We start from the raw sequence: 15,251 nt of genomic DNA on the forward strand, positions 1-15,251 counted from the left end.
GCAGTTCCCCGCGCCCCTAACCCCGTTTCCGTCCGCGGACCGTGCCCGCTTCTCGCGCAGTTCCCCGCGCCCCTGAAGGCCTCGGTGCTGGCCCGCATCGGGCACTTCAGCCCGTCCGGCGATTGAGGACGAGCGCCGTTCAGGCGCGAACGGGGGTGCAGGGGGCGGAGCCCTTGCAGGGGGTTCGAGGGGCGCAGCCCCTCGAAGGGGGTCTGGGGCGCAGCCCCAGGGAGCTGAACCCTTCGGCCCGGCCGCACGGGCGGGTGGGTGGGCAAACCCCCCGGGAGGTCAGAGGTGGGGCAACTTGCCGAGTTCGGCCAGCACTTGGGTGGCCGCGGTGTAACCGATGCCCTGGATCCAGAGCTGATCGTCCACGCTCCGCACCCGCCCCGCCCGAACCGCCGCCAACCCCCTCCACAGCCCGCTCGCCAGCGTCCGAGTCGCCCCCGCCTTCCCGGGGTCGCCGTACGTCGCGTAGAAGATCACGTCCGCCGCCGCGAGATCGATCCGCTCGGGGCTCACCTCGTACGCGAACCCGCCCTTCGCCCTGTCGACGATGGCCGGCCGCCCGAGGCCCACGTCCGCCAGGATCGTCGCGATGAAGTTCTGCCGCCCGTAGATGCGGATGTCCGCGCCCTCGACGAACCGTACGACGTTCACCTTCAGCGCCGCCGCCTTGGCGGGACCGCCGAGCTGTGCCGTCAACTCCCTTACCCGCGAACCGTATTCGGCCGTCACCCGCCCCGCCTCGGACACCCGCCCCAGCGCCTGCGCGTGTACTGAGAAGTTCCGCTTCCAGGGGTAGCCCGTGGACTCCGTCATCACCGTCGGCGCGATCTTCGACAGATCCCCGTACTTGTCCCCGTGCCGCACCTTGCTGGTCAGGATCAGGTCCGGCCTCAGCGCCGCGATGGACTCCAGGCCGGGGTTCATCATCGCGCCCACGTCCTTGATCCCGGCGAGCCGGTCCTTGGGGAGGTAGTCGAGGAACCCGGAGTCGGCGTCCGTGTGCGTCGCGCCGACCGGGCGGACGCCGAGCGTGATCGCCGAGTCGAGTTCCGCCGTGTCGAGGACGACGACCCGCTCCGGACGGGACGTGACCCGTACGTCTCCCATCACGGTCTTCATGACATGTGAACTGCCTCCCCCTGCGGGGGAGTTGGAGCGGCCCGAGGCCGTGCAGGCCGCCAGCGCCAGCGCTGGCGCGCCGAGCAGCAGGCCACGGCGGCGAAGCGTCATCCGGGAATCCTCTCCTCGGGGACCTCGGGGACCTCGGGGACCTCGGGGACCTCGGGGTCCTTGCGATGGGCTTCCCTCGGGGGCGAGTAGGGGGCGCCGGGTACCACCAGGGGTGAGCCCGTCACCGGGTCCGGGACCACCACCGAGTCCAGGCCGAACACCTCGCGTACGAGTTCCGCCGTCACCACCTCCTCGGGGCGCCCCTCGGCGACGATCCGCCCCGCCTTCATCGCCACGAGGTGGTCGGCGTACCGCGCGGCCTGGTTCAGATCGTGCAGGACCATCACCACCGTACGGCCCCGCTCGTGATTCAACTGCCGTACCAGGTCCATGACTTCGACCTGATGGGAGATGTCCAGATAGGTCGTCGGCTCGTCGAGCAGGAGGACGTCCGTCTCCTGGGCCAGGGCCATCGCGATCCACACCCGCTGGCGCTGACCCCCCGACAGCTCGTCGACCGGGCGGTCGGCGAGGGCCGTCACGTCCGTGCGGTCCATCGCGTCGGTGACCGCCCGCTCGTCCGCGTCCGACCACTGCTGCCACCAGTGCTGGTGCGGCTGGCGCCCACGCGAGACCAGGTCGGCCACGGTGATCGCCTCGGGCGCGACGGGCGACTGCGGAAGCAGGCCGATCGCCTGGGCGATCCGCTTGGTGGGGATGCGCGCCAGCTCCGTACCGTCGAGGAGCACCGCGCCGCCCCGCGGCTTGAGCAGGCGGCCGAGCGCACGCAACGTGGTTGATTTACCGCAGGCGTTGGGGCCGACGATCACCGTCACCCGCCCGTCCGGCACCGCGAGGTCGAGGCCGTGCACGACGGTTCGGTCCTCGTAGGCGAGGGTCAGCTCGCGGGCCGTCAGCCGGCTGGTCATCTACTTTCCTCCAGTCGTACGGCTGCGCACGATCAGCCAGATCAGATACGGGGCGCCGATCACCGCGGTGAGCACGCCCACCGGCAGCTCGGTCGGCGAGAACAGCTTGCGGGCGAGCAGATCGGCGAGCACGACGACGACCGCGCCCGTCAACGCCGAGCAGAACAAGGGTATTTGGGCGGTACGCGTCATCCGGCGGGCGATCTGCGGGGCGAGCAGCGCCACGAAGTCGACCGGCCCGGCCGCGCCCGTCGCGACGGAGGCCAGGACCACGCCGATGACGACCAGGCCGAGCCGCACCCGGCCCAGGCGCACGCCGAGCGCGGTCGCCGTGTCGTCGTCGAGGGAGACCGTGCGCTGGGCGCGGGCCGCCCACAGCACGGCCGGCACCAGCGCGAGCAGCACCCAGCCGAGCGGCGCGGCCTCGTCCCAGCCGCGCCCGTTGAGCGAGCCCGTCATCCAAATCTGGGCCTGCTGGGCGACCAGGTAGTCGCCCTTGGTCATGAACAGGGTGGTGAGGGAGCGCAGCGCGATCGCGAAGCCGATGCCGATCAGGACGAAGCGGGTGGCGTGCAGGCCGCCGCGCCAGGCGAAGACGTACACGAGCGCCGCCGCCAGAATTCCGCCGACGACGGACAGGTACGGCAGCACGGTGTACGAGGTGACGCCGAACGTCATCGCGCCCACGGTCAGCGCGGAGGCACCCTGGATGATGCCGATGATGTCGGGGCTGGCCAGCGGGTTGCGCGCGACGGTCTGGATGAGTCCACCCGCGATGCCGAACGCGGCGCCGACCATCAGGCCCACCACCATGCGGGGCAGCCGCAGGGTGCCGACGACGAGTTCGGCGCCCGAGTCCTGGCCGGTCAGCACCTTGAGCACCTCGCCGGGCGGCACGAAGCTCTCGCCGACGCAGAGGTAGGCGACGCAGAGCGCGGCCAGGAGGACGAGGAGGGAAGTGCCCACCGCCGTCGCTCTGCGGTGCAGCAGGAAGGCGGCCCGGCCGGCCCGTACGACGGCGTATCCGGCGGGGCGGACGCGCGGCCCGGCGGAGGAGAGGGCGCTCATGCGGGGACCGCCTTCCTGCGGACCAGTGTGACCAGGAACGGCACGCCGATCAGGGCCGTCATCACGCCCGCCGGGATCTCGCTCGGCGGGAACACGATCCGGCCGACGGTGTCGGCGACGAGCAGCATCACCGGGCCCACGAGCGCCGCCATCGGCAGCACCCAGCGGTGGTCGCTGCCCACGATGGCGCGGGCGATGTGCGGGATCGCGAGGCCGATGAAGGCGATCGGCCCGGCCGCCGCCACCCCGACGCCGGTCAGGACGGTCGCCCCGATGCCGCCCAGGATCCGTACCGTGGCGACGTTCTGGCCGAGGCCCTTCGCGACGTCCTCGCCGAGCGCGAGGGCGTCGAGGCCGCGCGCCACCCAGGCGACCAGAACGACCCCGACCAGCAGGAACGGCCATATCTGGTGGGCTACTTGGGCATCGCGGCCGGCGAGCGAGCCGACCTGCCAGAAGCGGAACTCGTCGAGCGCCGCGGCTTTCGTGGTGAGCACGCCCATCGTCACGGACACGAGCAGCGCGTTGATCGCGGCCCCGCCGAGCGCGAGCTTCACCGGGGTCGCGCCGCCGCGCCCGCTGGAGGCGATCGCGTACACCACGACGGAGGCGATGGCCGCACCCGCGAACGCGAACCACACGTACCCCGTCAGCGTGTGCACGCCGAGGAACGCGATCGCCAGGACCACCCCGACCGAGGCACCCTGACTGATGCCGAGGATGCCGGGGTCGGCGATGGGGTTGCGGGTGATGCCCTGGAGGACGGTGCCCGCGACCGCGAGGGCGGCGCCGACCATCAGGCCGATGAGGGTGCGCGGCACCCGCAGTTCGCGGACGACCTCGGCGTTGGGGGTGTGCGCGCCGCCGAACAGCGCGTCCAGGACCTCCGACGGCGGGATCGGGCGCGCGCCCACGGTGAGCGAGAGCAGGACGGCGACCAGCAGGGCCGCGACGGCCGCCGCCGTCGCGAGCACGCGTCTGGTCCGGCGGGGTGCGGCGGCTGGCATAGGGCCCATCACAGTCGGCGTTTCGAGAATCGGGTCGGGCCGGCGTGGGGTGCGCGGCTTCGGTAAGGCTTGGCTAACTACCGGGTCAGTCTAGGGGGCCGGTTCCGTCGCCCGTCTGGGCACAATGGCCTTCATGCCCCTCGACGCACCCACGGTCGGCTTCGACCTCGACATGACCCTGATCGACTCGCGACCCGGCATCCACGCCGTCTACCAGGAGCTTTCCGCCAGGACCGGGACGTTCATCGACGCCGACCAGGCCGTCAGCCGGCTGGGCCCGCCGCTCGACTGGGAGCTGCGGCACTGGTTCCCCGAGGAGCGGATCGCGGAGATGGTCCTCGCCTACCGTGAGATCTACCCCACACGTGCGATCCTGCCCACCCCCGCGCTGCCCGGCGCGGCCGACGCGGTGCGCGCGGTGCAGGAGCTCGGCGGACGGGCCGTCGTCGTGACCGCCAAGAACGCGCCGCAGGCCCGGCTGCACCTGGACCACCTCGGCATCGCTCCCGACGAGGTCGTCGGCGGGCTGTGGGCGGAGGGCAAGGCGACTGCGCTGCGCGAGCACGGCGCGGCCATATACGTCGGCGACCACCTCGGCGATGTACTCGGTGCGCGGGCCGCGGGCGCCCTGTCCGTCGGGGTGCCGACCGGGCCGATCGGCGCGACGGAGCTGCGCGAGGCCGGCGCCGATGTCGTCCTCGACGATCTGACGTCATTTCCGGCCTGGTTGAAGGATTACGCCGCCGAACGTGCTTGACAGCCGGGCCTCGTACTCGTGTACGGGGCCGGCCGGTTCGGGTGGGCTGTCGGCCCGGTCAGACGCGGGCCCGGCGGCGCTGCTCCCCGATGGTGAGCAGCACGCCCGCCCCCGCGATCAGGAAGCCGACGCCCATCAGCATGCAGACCAGATAGGCGACGGACGGGAACGGCGCGGTGTGCAGGAACAGCGGTGCCACGGTGATCAGTGTGGCGAGCGCGCCGACGAAGAACACGACGACGCCGACGCGAACCAGCCGATCACCGGTGGTGAGGGCGTCGCGGTCGGTCCTGGCCTGGGTTTCGGTACTCACCCCGCCAGGGTAGTTCCCTGCTCGTAAGGACAGGCCGGGACGTCTTGTCAGCTGCCCCTGGACCATTAGCCTTGGTGTCGGCGGGTCGGAAGGCGACCCGCTGTCGTGCTATCCAGAGCCGTTTTCGGCGCCCCCGCACACAACGACGAGTACGAGGACGAGGACAGACGTGCCTACCGGCAAGGTCAAGTGGTTCAACAGCGAGAAGGGCTTCGGCTTTCTCTCCCGCGACGACGGCGGCGACGTCTTCGTCCACTCCTCCGTGCTCCCCGCCGGGGTCGACGCACTCAAGCCCGGCCAGCGCGTCGAGTTCGGCGTCGTCGCCGGTCAGCGCGGCGACCAGGCCCTGTCCGTGACGGTCCTCGACCCGGCCCCCTCGGTGGCCGCGGCCCAGCGCCGCAAGCCCGACGAACTGGCCTCCATCGTCCAGGACCTGACCACGGTCCTGGAGAACATCACACCCATGCTGGAGAAGGGCCGCTACCCCGACAAGGTCGCCGGCAAGAAGATCGCGGGCCTGCTGCGCGCGGTGGCGGACCAACTGGACGTCTAGTCCCGTCGCCGGATCAGGCGACCAGTCGCAGGGTCGGGCGACCCTGTCGCCGGTGCGGGCGACTCCGCTTCCGGTTCAGGCGACTCCACTTCCGGTGCGGGCGACTCCGCTTCCGGTTCAGGCGAACGACAGCGCATCGCGGCCGAGGGGCGGCACGAGCCCCTCGGCCGCGGCGCGTGTCAGCAGCCCCCGTACCGCGGCGTAGCCGTCCTCGCCGAGGTCGGCGGTGAACTCGTTGACGTACAGCCCGATGTGCCGGTCGGCCACGGCCGGGTCCATCTCCTGGGCGTGCTCCAGTACGTACGGCCGGGACGCCTCGGGGTCCTCCCAGGCCAGCCGCACGGAGGTGCGGGCCGACTCGGCGAGCCGGCGCAGCGTGTCCGCGCCCAGCGAGCGCTTGGCGATGATCGCGCCGAGCGGGATGGGCAGTCCGGTGGTCGACTCCCAGTGCTGGCCCATGTCGGCGAGGCAGTGCAGCCCGTAGTTCTGGTACGTGAAGCGGGCCTCGTGGATGACGAGTCCGGCATCCACCTTGCCGTCGCGCACCGCGGGCATGATCTCGTGGAACGGCATGACGACGACCTCGCCGACCCCGCCCGGCACGACGTCCGCGGCCCACAGCCGGAACAGCAGGTACGCCGTCGACTTCTCGCTCGGCACCGCAACCGTCTTGCCGGTCAGGTCGGTTCCCGCTTCCCGGGTGAGGACCAGCGGGCCGCAGCCCCGGCCGAGCGCGCCGCCGCACGGCAGCAGCGCGTACTCGTCGAGGACCCAGGGCAGCACCGCGTACGACACCTTGAGGACGTCGAACTCGCCGCGTTCGGCCATGCCGTTGGTGATGTCGATGTCGGCGAACGTCACGTCGAGTGCGGGCGCGCCCGGCACCCGGCCGTGCGCCCACGCGTCGAAGACGAAGGTGTCGTTCGGGCAGGGAGAGTAGGCGATCTTCAGCGCCGGTTCAGTGCTCATGCGAGGTCCAACTCTCCAATACGGGCGGAAGCTTCCCGAATGCGTCGGTGAGGGCGGCGAGGGCGCCGCCGATCCGCCAGGCCGAACGGTCGCGCGGGCCAACGGAGTTGGAGATCGCGCGGATTTCGAGGGCCGGCAGGCCGTACTGGTCGGCGGCCTCGGCGACACCGAAGCCCTCCATCGCCTCGGCGACGGCGGACGGATGACGGGCCAGGTGCTCGGCGGCGCGCTCGGCGGTACCGGTGGCGGTGGTGACGGTGAGGACCGGGCCGGCGAGGGCGCCGATGGCCCGGGCCACGTCCTGGCACAGACCGCGCGGGGCGGCGAGCCGGTCGCGGCCGAAGCCCAGTTCGGTGACGGGGAGGAAGCCCTCGGGGGAGCCGGCACCCAGGTCGGCGGCGATCAGACCGGAGGCCACGACGAGCGAGCCGAGCGGCGCGACCCCGGGGAAGCCGCCGCCGATGCCGGTCGAGATCACCAGGTCGTAGCCGGGGTCCTGGGCGCGGCCGAGCGCGACGGCGGTGCCCGCGGCCGCGGCGGCGGGGCCGACGCCCGCCGGGTAGACGTGGATCTCGTGCCCCGCGCGGCCGTACCGGGTCAGCGGCGAGGGGGAGAACTCGGGCCCCGCGAACGGCGCGCGCCGGATGAACTCCTCGTCCAGGCGCGCGTACCCGGCGACCGCGAGGCCGGCGGCGACGGAGTCCGACTCCGCCGCCACCGCGGTCACGACCAGTACGCGCATCAGGCAGGGCCCGGTCGTCAGGAGTTGGTGCGCTTGAGCGTGAAGCTCCAGACCGACTCGGGCTTGTTGTCCTTGTCGACCTGCACGATGCTGACCTTCTTCTCCTTCGGGGCGGCACCGCCCTGGCCGCTGGCGAAGACGTCGGCGTTGGGGAAGCTCCGGTAGGTCTGGGCGGACGCCTCGGTGATCGGGCTGCCGTCGAGCAGTGCGATCCACTTGCTGCCGTTCTCGACGACCTTGGGGTCGACCCCCAGACGCAGGGTCGAGCCCGGCGCGTAGTCGATCGACTTGGCGTCCTTGACGCCGCTGAGGCAGCCGGTGAGCTTGGACTCGGCGAGCGGCTTGCCGTCCTCGCCGCGGCAGGACGCCTCGGCGTTGACGGAGTTGGTGCCGACCGTCACGGTCGCGAGAGGCGTCGGCTTGTCGCAGGCGGAGAGGACGAGGAGTCCGGCGGAGGCGGCGGCGAGTGCGGCGCCGGCCCGGCGGGTCCTACCGGAATTGAACGCAACGGTCATGGAGCGAAGGCTATCGGTCGCCCCGAGCCACGCCGCGCGGGGGTGCGGCGTGCGGTGTGGCGCGGGCCCGCCGACCCCGTGGCGGGCCGTCCGCCCACGCTCGTACGGGTCCCGTCCGGCCGCACTCGCACGGGTCCCGTCCGGCCGTTCACGTACGGGTCCCGTCCGGCCGCACTCGTACGGGTCCCGTCCGGCCGTTCACGTACGGGGCCGGTCCGCCCACTCTCGTACGGGCCCGATCCCGACGGCTCAGGCCACCCGGGGGTGGGGCGTGCCGCGGCGGGCCGCGCCGAGCAGGCCGCGTACCGAGACGGCGGCGCCCAGCGCCAGCAGGGACGCGGCCACCGACATGCCGAGGAGCCCGTTCAACGGAAGCGCTATGCCGATGGCGCCGCCGAGGACCCAGGCCACCTGGAGCAGCGTCTCCGAGCGGGCGAACGCGGAGGTGCGGACCTCCTCGGGCACATCGCGCTGGATCATCGCGTCCAGGGACAGTTTGGCCAGGGCCTGGGTGAGCCCCGCCGTCGCGCCGAGGACGGCCACCATCACCCCGCTGAAGAACGCCGCCGACAGGACGGCGACGCCCAGCGCGATCGTCAGCATCGTCACGATCAGCACCTCGGGCCCGCGCGCCTTGAGGAGCGAGCCGACCGCCGTGCCGAGCGCGTTGCCGACGCCCGCCGAGACGCCGACGATGCCGAGCGAGACGGCCGCGCTCTGCCCGGACAGCGGGTGCTCGCGCAGCAGGAACGCCAGGAAGAAGATCAGGAACCCGGACAGCGCGCGCAGCGCGGCATTGGCGTACAGACCGCTCTGCACGGACACCCCGACCGTCCGCAGACTGGGCTTCTGACCGCCCCGGTCGGACAGCCGGGCCTTGGTCTCGCCCTTGGCCGAGTCGACCTTCGCGGGCAGCGTGAAGGCCAGGAACGTACCCCCCATGAAGACGCAGCACGCCCCGTAGAGCGGCCACTCGGGCCCGATGCGGGACAGCCCGGCGCCGATCGGGGCGGCGGCGCCGGTGGCCAGCAGGCCGGCGAGGGTGACCCGTGAGTTCGCCTTCACCAGGGAGAAGCGCGGTGGCAGCAGTCGCGGCACCACGGCGCTTCTGACCACGCCGTACGCCTTCGACGCGACCAGCACGCCGAGCGCGGCGGGGTAGAGCTCCAGGCCGCCGGTGGCGACCGCGCCCGACATGGTCACGGCGAGCAGCGCGCGGGCCAGCATCGCGCCGGCCATGGCGGCGCGCCGGCCGTGCGGCATCCGGTCGAGCAGCGGGCCGATGACGGGCGCCAGGAGGGTGAACGGGGCCATCGTGATCGCCAGGTACAGGGCGACCCGGCCGCGTGCCTGGTCGGTCGGCACGGAGAAGAACACGGTCGAGGCGAGCGCCACGGTGATCATGACGTCGCCGGCGCCGTTCACCGCGTGCAGCTCGATCAGTTTGCCGAGGCCCGACTCACCGGCACCGTGCGCATGGGTGGCTTTTCTGATCGAACGCGCCGTCCCCGTGAACGGCAGATGCAGGGCGCGACCGACCGCCCGTCCTGCCTTGCCCAGGCGGCCGGACCCGTCCGAAGAACCTGACGACCTCGCGGTTGCCACCCCGCCATAGTGCCCCAAGCCCGTCCGACCCGAACCAGGATTCGGACGTGCAGGTGGGCCGGGGGCCACGAAGGGGGTAGCGTGACAGGCGCGCCGCCCGCGGCTGCCCAAGGCCGCGCGCCTCTCCGTGATCCCGCAGAATGGGTCGCAGAAGGTGCGCCTCCACGCTCATACGGAGCAGGGGGGACCCCCTTGGTCAGTGAACTGGACAGCCGCTGGGCAGTTGATCGCCCGGGCGCGGACGTTGACGCGGCCCCCTGGTCCGCTCCGCCCGCCCCGTACGCATTCGGCTCCCCGGCGCACCCGTGAGACGGCGTAGGAGAGAAGCGAGACCTGTGAGTGCTGCGACGACGCGAAGCCGTACCCCTGACCGCCTGTGCGCCGAGGCGGTCGACCTAGCCCGCGAGGCGGCGGAGGAAGCCGCCGCGCCGGGTGTGGTCGGCGAGCACGTGACCCTCGTCTCGGAGGGGGACCGGGTCGTCACGCACTTCTTCGAGTGCAAGGAACCCGGTTACCGGGGCTGGCGCTGGGCCGTGACGGTGGCACGCGCCTCCCGCGCCAAGCTGGTCACCCTCGACGAGACGGTCCTGCTGCCCGGGCCCGACGCCCTCCAGGCCCCCGAGTGGGTGCCGTGGAGCGAGCGGCTGCGCCCCGGCGACATGGGCCCCGGCGACCTGCTTCCGACCGAGGCCGACGACCTGCGCCTCGAACCCGGCTACACCGGCGAGGACGTGCCGCCGCCGAACTCCGCGGTCTCCGAGGAGATGGCCGAACGGGTCGACGCGGAGGACGCCGAGCTGGCGGACCGGTCCGACGCGGCCCCCGCGGGCACCGCGCGCGGCTCCATCGCGGCCGTCGCCGACGAGCTCGGCATGCGGCGGGCGCGGGTCCTTTCGCGGTACGGGCTGCACGCGGCGGCCGACCGCTGGGAGGAGTCCTTCGGCGGGAAGACCGCGATGGCGCAGGCGGCGCCGGCCTCCTGCGAGTCCTGCGCGTTCCTCGTCCCGATCGCGGGGTCGCTCTCGCAGGCGTTCGGCATCTGCGCGAATGAGTTCGGTCCGGCGGACGGGCGTGTCGTGGCGCTCGACTACGGGTGCGGGGGGCATTCGGAGGCTGCGGTCATGCCGAAGCCGCCGCGTCCGGCTGCGCCGGTCCTGGACACGATCGCCCCCGACCCGCTGCCGCTCCGTCCCTCCCGCGACGGCTCGGTTCCGGAGACGCCGGACCCCACGGAGGATCTGGGCCACTCGTAGCCCTGGGCCCGCGGGGCCCTGGGGGCGGGCCTTTCGCCCACCCTCCCGCCCGTTGCTCGGCGCTGGCGGTTTCCGGCCCTCTGGGGCTCCGCCCCTGGCCCCGGGGGGTTTGCCCACCCACCCGCCCGTGACTCGGGGTTGATGGGTTCCGGACCCTGGGGCTGCGCCCCAGACCCCATGCGGGGGCTCTGCCCCCCTGCACCCCCGGGGGGTTTGCCCACCCGCCCGCCCGTGCGGCGGGGTTGATGGGTTCAGCCCCTGGGGCTGTGCCCCAGACCCCCTTTGAGGGGCTGTGCCCCTCGGACCCCCGCAGGGGGCTGCGCCCCCTGCACCCCTGGTTCGGGGCTCCGCCCCGGACCCCGTATCGCGCCTGAAGGGCGCTCGTCCTCAATCGCCGGACGGGCTGAAGGTGCTCGATGCGGGCCCGTATCGATCAGCCGGGCGGGTTGGAGAGGCCTCCACCGGCCCCCATCGATCAGCCGGGCGGGCTGGAGATGCCTCCACCGGCCCGTACCGGTCAGCCGGACGGTTGAAGGTGCCCGGTGCTGGCCAGCACCGAGGCCTTTAGGGGCGCGGGGAACTGCGCGACCAGCCACCCACGGTCCGCACCCGAAAAGCGGGGCCCGGGGCGCAGCCCCGGCAGCCCACCCACCCCCATTTCACCCCCGGAGGGTTTAGGGAAGGGGCGGGGAGGGGCCAAACCCCGGGGCCTGGGGCAAAGCCCCAGCCCACCGCCGCCGCGGATCCCCGGCCAGCGCACCGCCGGGCCAGCGCACCCGGACAGCGCACCCGGACAGCGCACCCGGACAGCGCACCCCAGGCAGCCCACCCCCAGGCCGACGCACCCGGCCAGCACCACCCCCCCCGGGAGCCCACGCGGAGCAGCCGCAAACGCCGTAGCGGGAAGAGGCCGGGCGGAGGCCGGGCAGCGGCCGGGCGGAGGAGGATCCCGGGGTCTGGGGCGAGCCCCAGGGGAGGGGGATTGAGGGGGCGGGCCCGGCGCGCGGTACCTTCGGGCCGCGGTCCCGGCACGCGGGGCAGGACAGAGCGGAGTACGGCGTGATCGTCATGGCGATGGGGGCCGAAGGGGCCGACCCCTTCGGGACGGCGCGGCTGCGGCGCGGGGTCCTGAACGCCTGGGGCGCGGCCCCGGCCAGGTTCCGCGAGGACGCCAACGCCGAGGAGGACCTCGCCCTCGGCGGCTACCGCGACCGACTGGTCGTGGAGCTCGCCCAGAACGCCGCCGACGCCGCGGCCAGGGCGAACACCACGGGCAGGCTGCGGCTCACCCTGCACCCGGCCACCGCCGACACCCCCGCCGTGCTGGCCGCGGCCAACACCGGCTCCCCGCTGGACGCCGTCGGCGTCGAGTCCCTGTCCACGCTGCGCGCCAGCGCCAAGCGCGCCGACACCGAGGTCGCCGTGGGCCGCTTCGGCGTCGGCTTCGCCGCGGTGCTCGCCGTCAGCGACGAGCCCGCCGTGGTGGGACGTACCGGCGGCGTGCGCTGGTCGCTCGCCGAGGCCCGCGAACTGGCCGCCGACGCGGCCCTCGCCAGCCCCGGCCTGGGTGACGAACTGCGGCGCCGCGACGGACACGTACCGCTGCTCAGGCTGCCGCTGCCCGCCGAGGGCGCCGCCCCCGAGGGCTACGACACCGTCGTAGTGCTGCCGTTGCGCGACGGCACCGCCGAGGACCTCGTACGCCGCCTGCTCGACGGCATCGACGACGCCCTGCTGCTGACCCTGCCCGGCCTGACCGAGATCGTCGTCGAAACCCCGGACGCCACCAGGGTGTTGAGGCGGTCCGTGCACGAGGCGTACGTGCACATCGACGACAGCCGCGACGAATCCATTCATCGGTGGCGGACCGTCAGCCACCACGGTCCCCTCGCAAAGGACCTGCTCGCCGACCGGCCCGTCGAGGAGCGGCTGCGTCCGCACTGGACGGTGACCTGGGCGGTTCCGGTCGACGAGGCAGGCGCGCCCGAGCGGCCCCGTACCGCCGCGGTGGTGCACGCGCCGACCCCCACCGACGAGCCGCTCGGCGTGCCCGCGCTGTTGATCGCCTCGTTCCCGCTCGACACCGCGCGCCGTCACCCGGCGCCCGGCCCGCTCACCGACTTCCTGGTGCAGCGCGCGGCCGACGCGTACGCCGAACTCCTGGGCGCCTGGCGGCCGGTGTCGACCGGCGTCGTCGACCTGGTGCCGGGGCCGCTCGGGCGGGGCGAAGTGGACGGCGCCCTGCGCGCGGCCGTGCTGGAGCGGCTGCCCCGAGTCGCGTTCCTGGCGCCCGCCGCGCCCACCGAGGAGCTCGTCGCGCTGCGCCCCTTCGAGGCGGAGGTCGTCGAGGGCGCGGGTGTGGACACCGTGCGGGTGCTCGCCGAAGTGCTGCCCACGCTGCTGCCCGCCGGGCTCGAACGGCGCACCGAGCTGAGGGCGTTGGAGGTCGGTCGGCTCTCGCTCGGCGACGCCATCGAGCGGATCGCGGGGGCCGAACGGGACCCCGAGTGGTGGCACCGGCTCTATGACACGCTCGCCGGCGTCGACCCCGACCGGCTGTCCGGGCTTCCGGTGCCGCTCGTGGGCGGCCGTACCGCCATCGGCCCTCGGCAGATCCTGCTTCCGCTCGCCGACACCCCCGCCGACCTGGGCCGTCTCGGCCTGAAGGTGGCCCACCCGGACGCGGCCCACCCGCTGCTCGAAAAGCTCGGCGCGCTGCCCGCCACTCCGCGCGCCGTACTGACGACCCCTCAGGTGCGGGCCGCGGTGGCGGCTTCGCTCGACAGCGGGGAGATCTGGGACGAGGACGCCGGGCTCGACGCCGAGGAACTCGCCGACACGGTGCTGACGTTGGTGCGCGAGGCGAACCTCGAACCCGGCGACGAACCCTGGCTCGGTGCGCTCGCCCTGCCCGACGAGGACGGCGAACTGGCCCCGGCCGGTGAGCTCGTACTGCCCGGCTCGCCCTTCGCCGCCGTCATCCGTGAAGGTGAACTCGCTGAAGTGGACGGGGAATTGGCGGAGCGCTGGGGCGAGCAGCCGCTCACCGCGTGCGGGGTCCTCGCCACGTTCGCCCTCGTACGCGCCGCCGATGTCGTCCTTGACCCGGACGAACTGGAGCCCCGCGAGGGCGACTTCGCCGAGCCCGACGACGCGGGGCTGCTCGACGCGGTGGACGTGTGGTGCGAGGACGTTCTGGACCGGCTGCCCGAATCGCCGGTGCCGCCCGTCGCCACGGAGATCGTCGCGGTCCGCGACCTCGACCTGGTCGACGACGACGCCTGGCCGCGGGCGCTCGCGCTGCTCGCGCGGCCGCCGCTGCGGGACGCCCTGATCCAGCCGGTGCGCGTCCTGCTGCCCGACGGCACGACGGAGTCCGTACGCCCTTACACCGCGTGGTGGCTGCGTGACCACCCGGTGCTGGCCGGCCGCCGCCCCGCGGGCCTGCGCGCGGCCGGCTCCGACCCGTTGCTCTCCGGTCTGTACGAGTCCGTGGACGCGACCGGCTTCGACGACACGCAGGTCCTGCGGGCACTGGGCGTACGCACCTCGGTGGCCGCACTGCTCGACGAGCCGGGCGGCGCGGCGGAACTCCTCGGCCGCCTGGCCGACCGGGACCGTCCGGTGTCTGCCTCCCAACTCCACGCCCTCTACACGGCGTTGGCGGACCTCGACCCCGAGCAGGTCACGCTGCCGGACGAGTTGCGCGCGGTGGTGGACGGGGAGGTGCGGGTGGTCGACGCGGCGGACGCGGTGGTGGCGGACGCCCCCGACCTGCTGCCGCTCGCCGCCGGCCTGCCCCTGCTGCCGGTCGCCCCCGCGCGGGCGGCCGAGCTCGCGGAACTGCTCCAGGTGGGGCGGCTCGGTGAGGCGGCGGCCGCGGAGGTGACGTCCGAGGGCGCCGAGCACGCCGTGCCGGACGCGGTGCGGGCCCTGCTGGGACCGGGTGCGCCTGCGACGTACGTCGAGCACGAGGAGCTCCGGGCGGGTGGGGTGGAGCTGGACTGGCGCCGCTCGGCGGATGGCACGGTCCACGCGTCCACCCTGGAGGGGGTGGCGGCGGGCCTTGCCTGGGCGGCCGCCCAGTGGCCCCGCCGCTTCGAGGTGGCGGCGCTGCTGGAGGACCCGTCCCGGACGGGGGAGCTGGCGACGGCGCGGTGGTTCGACTAGGGGGTGCGTTTGCTCCGCGGTGGCGGGGTGCGCTGGCCGGGTGCGTCGGCCTGGGGTGCGCTGCCTGGGGGTGGGCTGGCCGGGTGCGCTGGCCCGAGGTGGGCTGCCTGGGGTGCGGCTGTCCGGGGTGCGCTGGCCCGAGGTGGGCTGCGTGGGGTGCGCTGGCCCGGCGGTGCGCTGGCCGGGGGTGC

Annotated in this window: 13 protein-coding genes; 4 read left to right on the forward strand and 9 right to left on the reverse strand. The window is 73.7% G+C overall.

Translation table 11 applies throughout. The features are described from left to right. Window positions 1-288: 288 nt before the first annotated feature. The 4 genes from ACFYNP_RS22715 to ACFYNP_RS22730 are packed head-to-tail and all read right to left on the reverse strand — an operon-like array spanning window position 289 to window position 4,183. Window positions 289-1,239: an ABC transporter substrate-binding protein gene (locus tag ACFYNP_RS22715; RefSeq protein ID WP_388787628.1), complete on the reverse strand. Its 951-nt coding sequence runs from the start codon at window positions 1,237-1,239 to the stop codon at window positions 289-291. Then, on the reverse strand, window positions 1,236-2,108 hold the full coding sequence (locus ACFYNP_RS22720) for an ABC transporter ATP-binding protein (protein WP_388787631.1): 873 nt from the start codon (window positions 2,106-2,108) through the stop codon (window positions 1,236-1,238). The genes ACFYNP_RS22715 and ACFYNP_RS22720 overlap by 4 nt, the downstream gene beginning before the upstream one ends. After that, window positions 2,109-3,176, reverse strand: a complete 1,068-nt coding sequence (locus ACFYNP_RS22725; RefSeq protein WP_388787634.1) for a FecCD family ABC transporter permease — start codon at window positions 3,174-3,176, stop codon at window positions 2,109-2,111. Beyond that, window positions 3,173-4,183, reverse strand: a complete 1,011-nt coding sequence (locus tag ACFYNP_RS22730) for a FecCD family ABC transporter permease (RefSeq protein WP_388787637.1) — start codon at window positions 4,181-4,183, stop codon at window positions 3,173-3,175. Before ACFYNP_RS22730 ends, ACFYNP_RS22725 begins: the two co-directional genes overlap by 4 nt. Before the next feature lie 124 nt (window positions 4,184-4,307). On the opposite strand from ACFYNP_RS22730, the gene ACFYNP_RS22735 reads away from it, so the two are divergent. Beyond that, a complete protein-coding gene (locus ACFYNP_RS22735) occupies window positions 4,308-4,940 on the forward strand; it encodes an HAD family hydrolase (protein ID WP_388407065.1) in 633 nt (210 codons plus the stop codon). Window positions 4,941-4,998: 58 nt separating this feature from the next. Here the strand turns inward: ACFYNP_RS22735 and ACFYNP_RS22740 are convergent, their stop codons facing one another. Further along, a complete protein-coding gene (locus ACFYNP_RS22740; protein ID WP_388408434.1) occupies window positions 4,999-5,286 on the reverse strand; it encodes a hypothetical protein in 288 nt (95 codons plus the stop codon). Between the two features lie 136 nt (window positions 5,287-5,422). On the opposite strand from ACFYNP_RS22740, the gene ACFYNP_RS22745 reads away from it, so the two are divergent. Next, the gene (locus tag ACFYNP_RS22745; RefSeq protein ID WP_388407062.1) at window positions 5,423-5,806 is read left to right on the forward strand and encodes a cold-shock protein; all 384 of its coding nucleotides are present in this window, start codon (window positions 5,423-5,425) and stop codon (window positions 5,804-5,806) included. Window positions 5,807-5,923: 117 nt separating this feature from the next. Here the strand turns inward: ACFYNP_RS22745 and ACFYNP_RS22750 are convergent, their stop codons facing one another. The 4 genes from ACFYNP_RS22750 to ACFYNP_RS22765 form a co-directional block, all read right to left on the reverse strand. Beyond that, window positions 5,924-6,775, reverse strand: coding sequence for a 1,4-dihydroxy-6-naphthoate synthase (locus ACFYNP_RS22750; RefSeq protein ID WP_388407060.1), 852 nt, complete (start codon window positions 6,773-6,775; stop codon window positions 5,924-5,926). Next, window positions 6,765-7,517 (reverse strand): futalosine hydrolase, encoded by a 753-nt coding sequence (locus ACFYNP_RS22755; protein WP_388787640.1) that lies wholly within the window; start codon window positions 7,515-7,517, stop codon window positions 6,765-6,767. The genes ACFYNP_RS22750 and ACFYNP_RS22755 overlap by 11 nt, the downstream gene beginning before the upstream one ends. A gap of 17 nt (window positions 7,518-7,534) precedes the next feature. After that, window positions 7,535-8,032 (reverse strand): DUF2771 domain-containing protein, encoded by a 498-nt coding sequence (locus ACFYNP_RS22760; protein WP_388407055.1) that lies wholly within the window; start codon window positions 8,030-8,032, stop codon window positions 7,535-7,537. Window positions 8,033-8,281: 249 nt separating this feature from the next. Continuing rightward, window positions 8,282-9,637 carry an MFS transporter gene (locus ACFYNP_RS22765; protein ID WP_388787643.1) on the reverse strand — a complete coding sequence of 452 codons (1,356 nt, stop codon included), beginning with the start codon at window positions 9,635-9,637 and terminating at the stop codon, window positions 8,282-8,284. A 335-nt stretch (window positions 9,638-9,972) separates the two neighbouring features. On the opposite strand from ACFYNP_RS22765, the gene ACFYNP_RS22770 reads away from it, so the two are divergent. Further along, window positions 9,973-10,890, forward strand: coding sequence for a DUF3027 domain-containing protein (locus ACFYNP_RS22770; protein WP_388407050.1), 918 nt, complete (start codon window positions 9,973-9,975; stop codon window positions 10,888-10,890). A gap of 1,068 nt (window positions 10,891-11,958) precedes the next feature. Further along, window positions 11,959-15,060, forward strand: a complete 3,102-nt coding sequence (locus ACFYNP_RS22775; RefSeq protein WP_388787775.1) for a sacsin N-terminal ATP-binding-like domain-containing protein — start codon at window positions 11,959-11,961, stop codon at window positions 15,058-15,060. Window positions 15,061-15,251 lie beyond the last annotated feature (191 nt).

The sequence above is a fragment of the Streptomyces sp. NPDC006691 genome, assembly GCF_042869955.1.
Taxonomy (GTDB): domain Bacteria; phylum Actinomycetota; class Actinomycetes; order Streptomycetales; family Streptomycetaceae; genus Streptomyces.

Coding starts and splice junctions, on each gene's coding strand:
- ACFYNP_RS22715 (WP_388787628.1), bottom strand. CDS start 1,239: ATGACGCTTCGCCGCCGTGGCCTGCTGCTCGGCGCGCCAGCGCTGGCG.
- ACFYNP_RS22720 (WP_388787631.1), bottom strand. CDS start 2,108: ATGACCAGCCGGCTGACGGCCCGCGAGCTGACCCTCGCCTACGAGGAC.
- ACFYNP_RS22725 (WP_388787634.1), bottom strand. CDS start 3,176: ATGAGCGCCCTCTCCTCCGCCGGGCCGCGCGTCCGCCCCGCCGGATAC.
- ACFYNP_RS22730 (WP_388787637.1), bottom strand. CDS start 4,183: ATGCCAGCCGCCGCACCCCGCCGGACCAGACGCGTGCTCGCGACGGCG.
- ACFYNP_RS22735 (WP_388407065.1), top strand. CDS start 4,308: ATGGCCTTCATGCCCCTCGACGCACCCACGGTCGGCTTCGACCTCGAC.
- ACFYNP_RS22750 (WP_388407060.1), bottom strand. CDS start 6,775: ATGAGCACTGAACCGGCGCTGAAGATCGCCTACTCTCCCTGCCCGAAC.
- ACFYNP_RS22755 (WP_388787640.1), bottom strand. CDS start 7,517: ATGCGCGTACTGGTCGTGACCGCGGTGGCGGCGGAGTCGGACTCCGTC.
- ACFYNP_RS22760 (WP_388407055.1), bottom strand. CDS start 8,032: ATGACCGTTGCGTTCAATTCCGGTAGGACCCGCCGGGCCGGCGCCGCA.
- ACFYNP_RS22775 (WP_388787775.1), top strand. CDS start 11,959: ATGGCGATGGGGGCCGAAGGGGCCGACCCCTTCGGGACGGCGCGGCTG.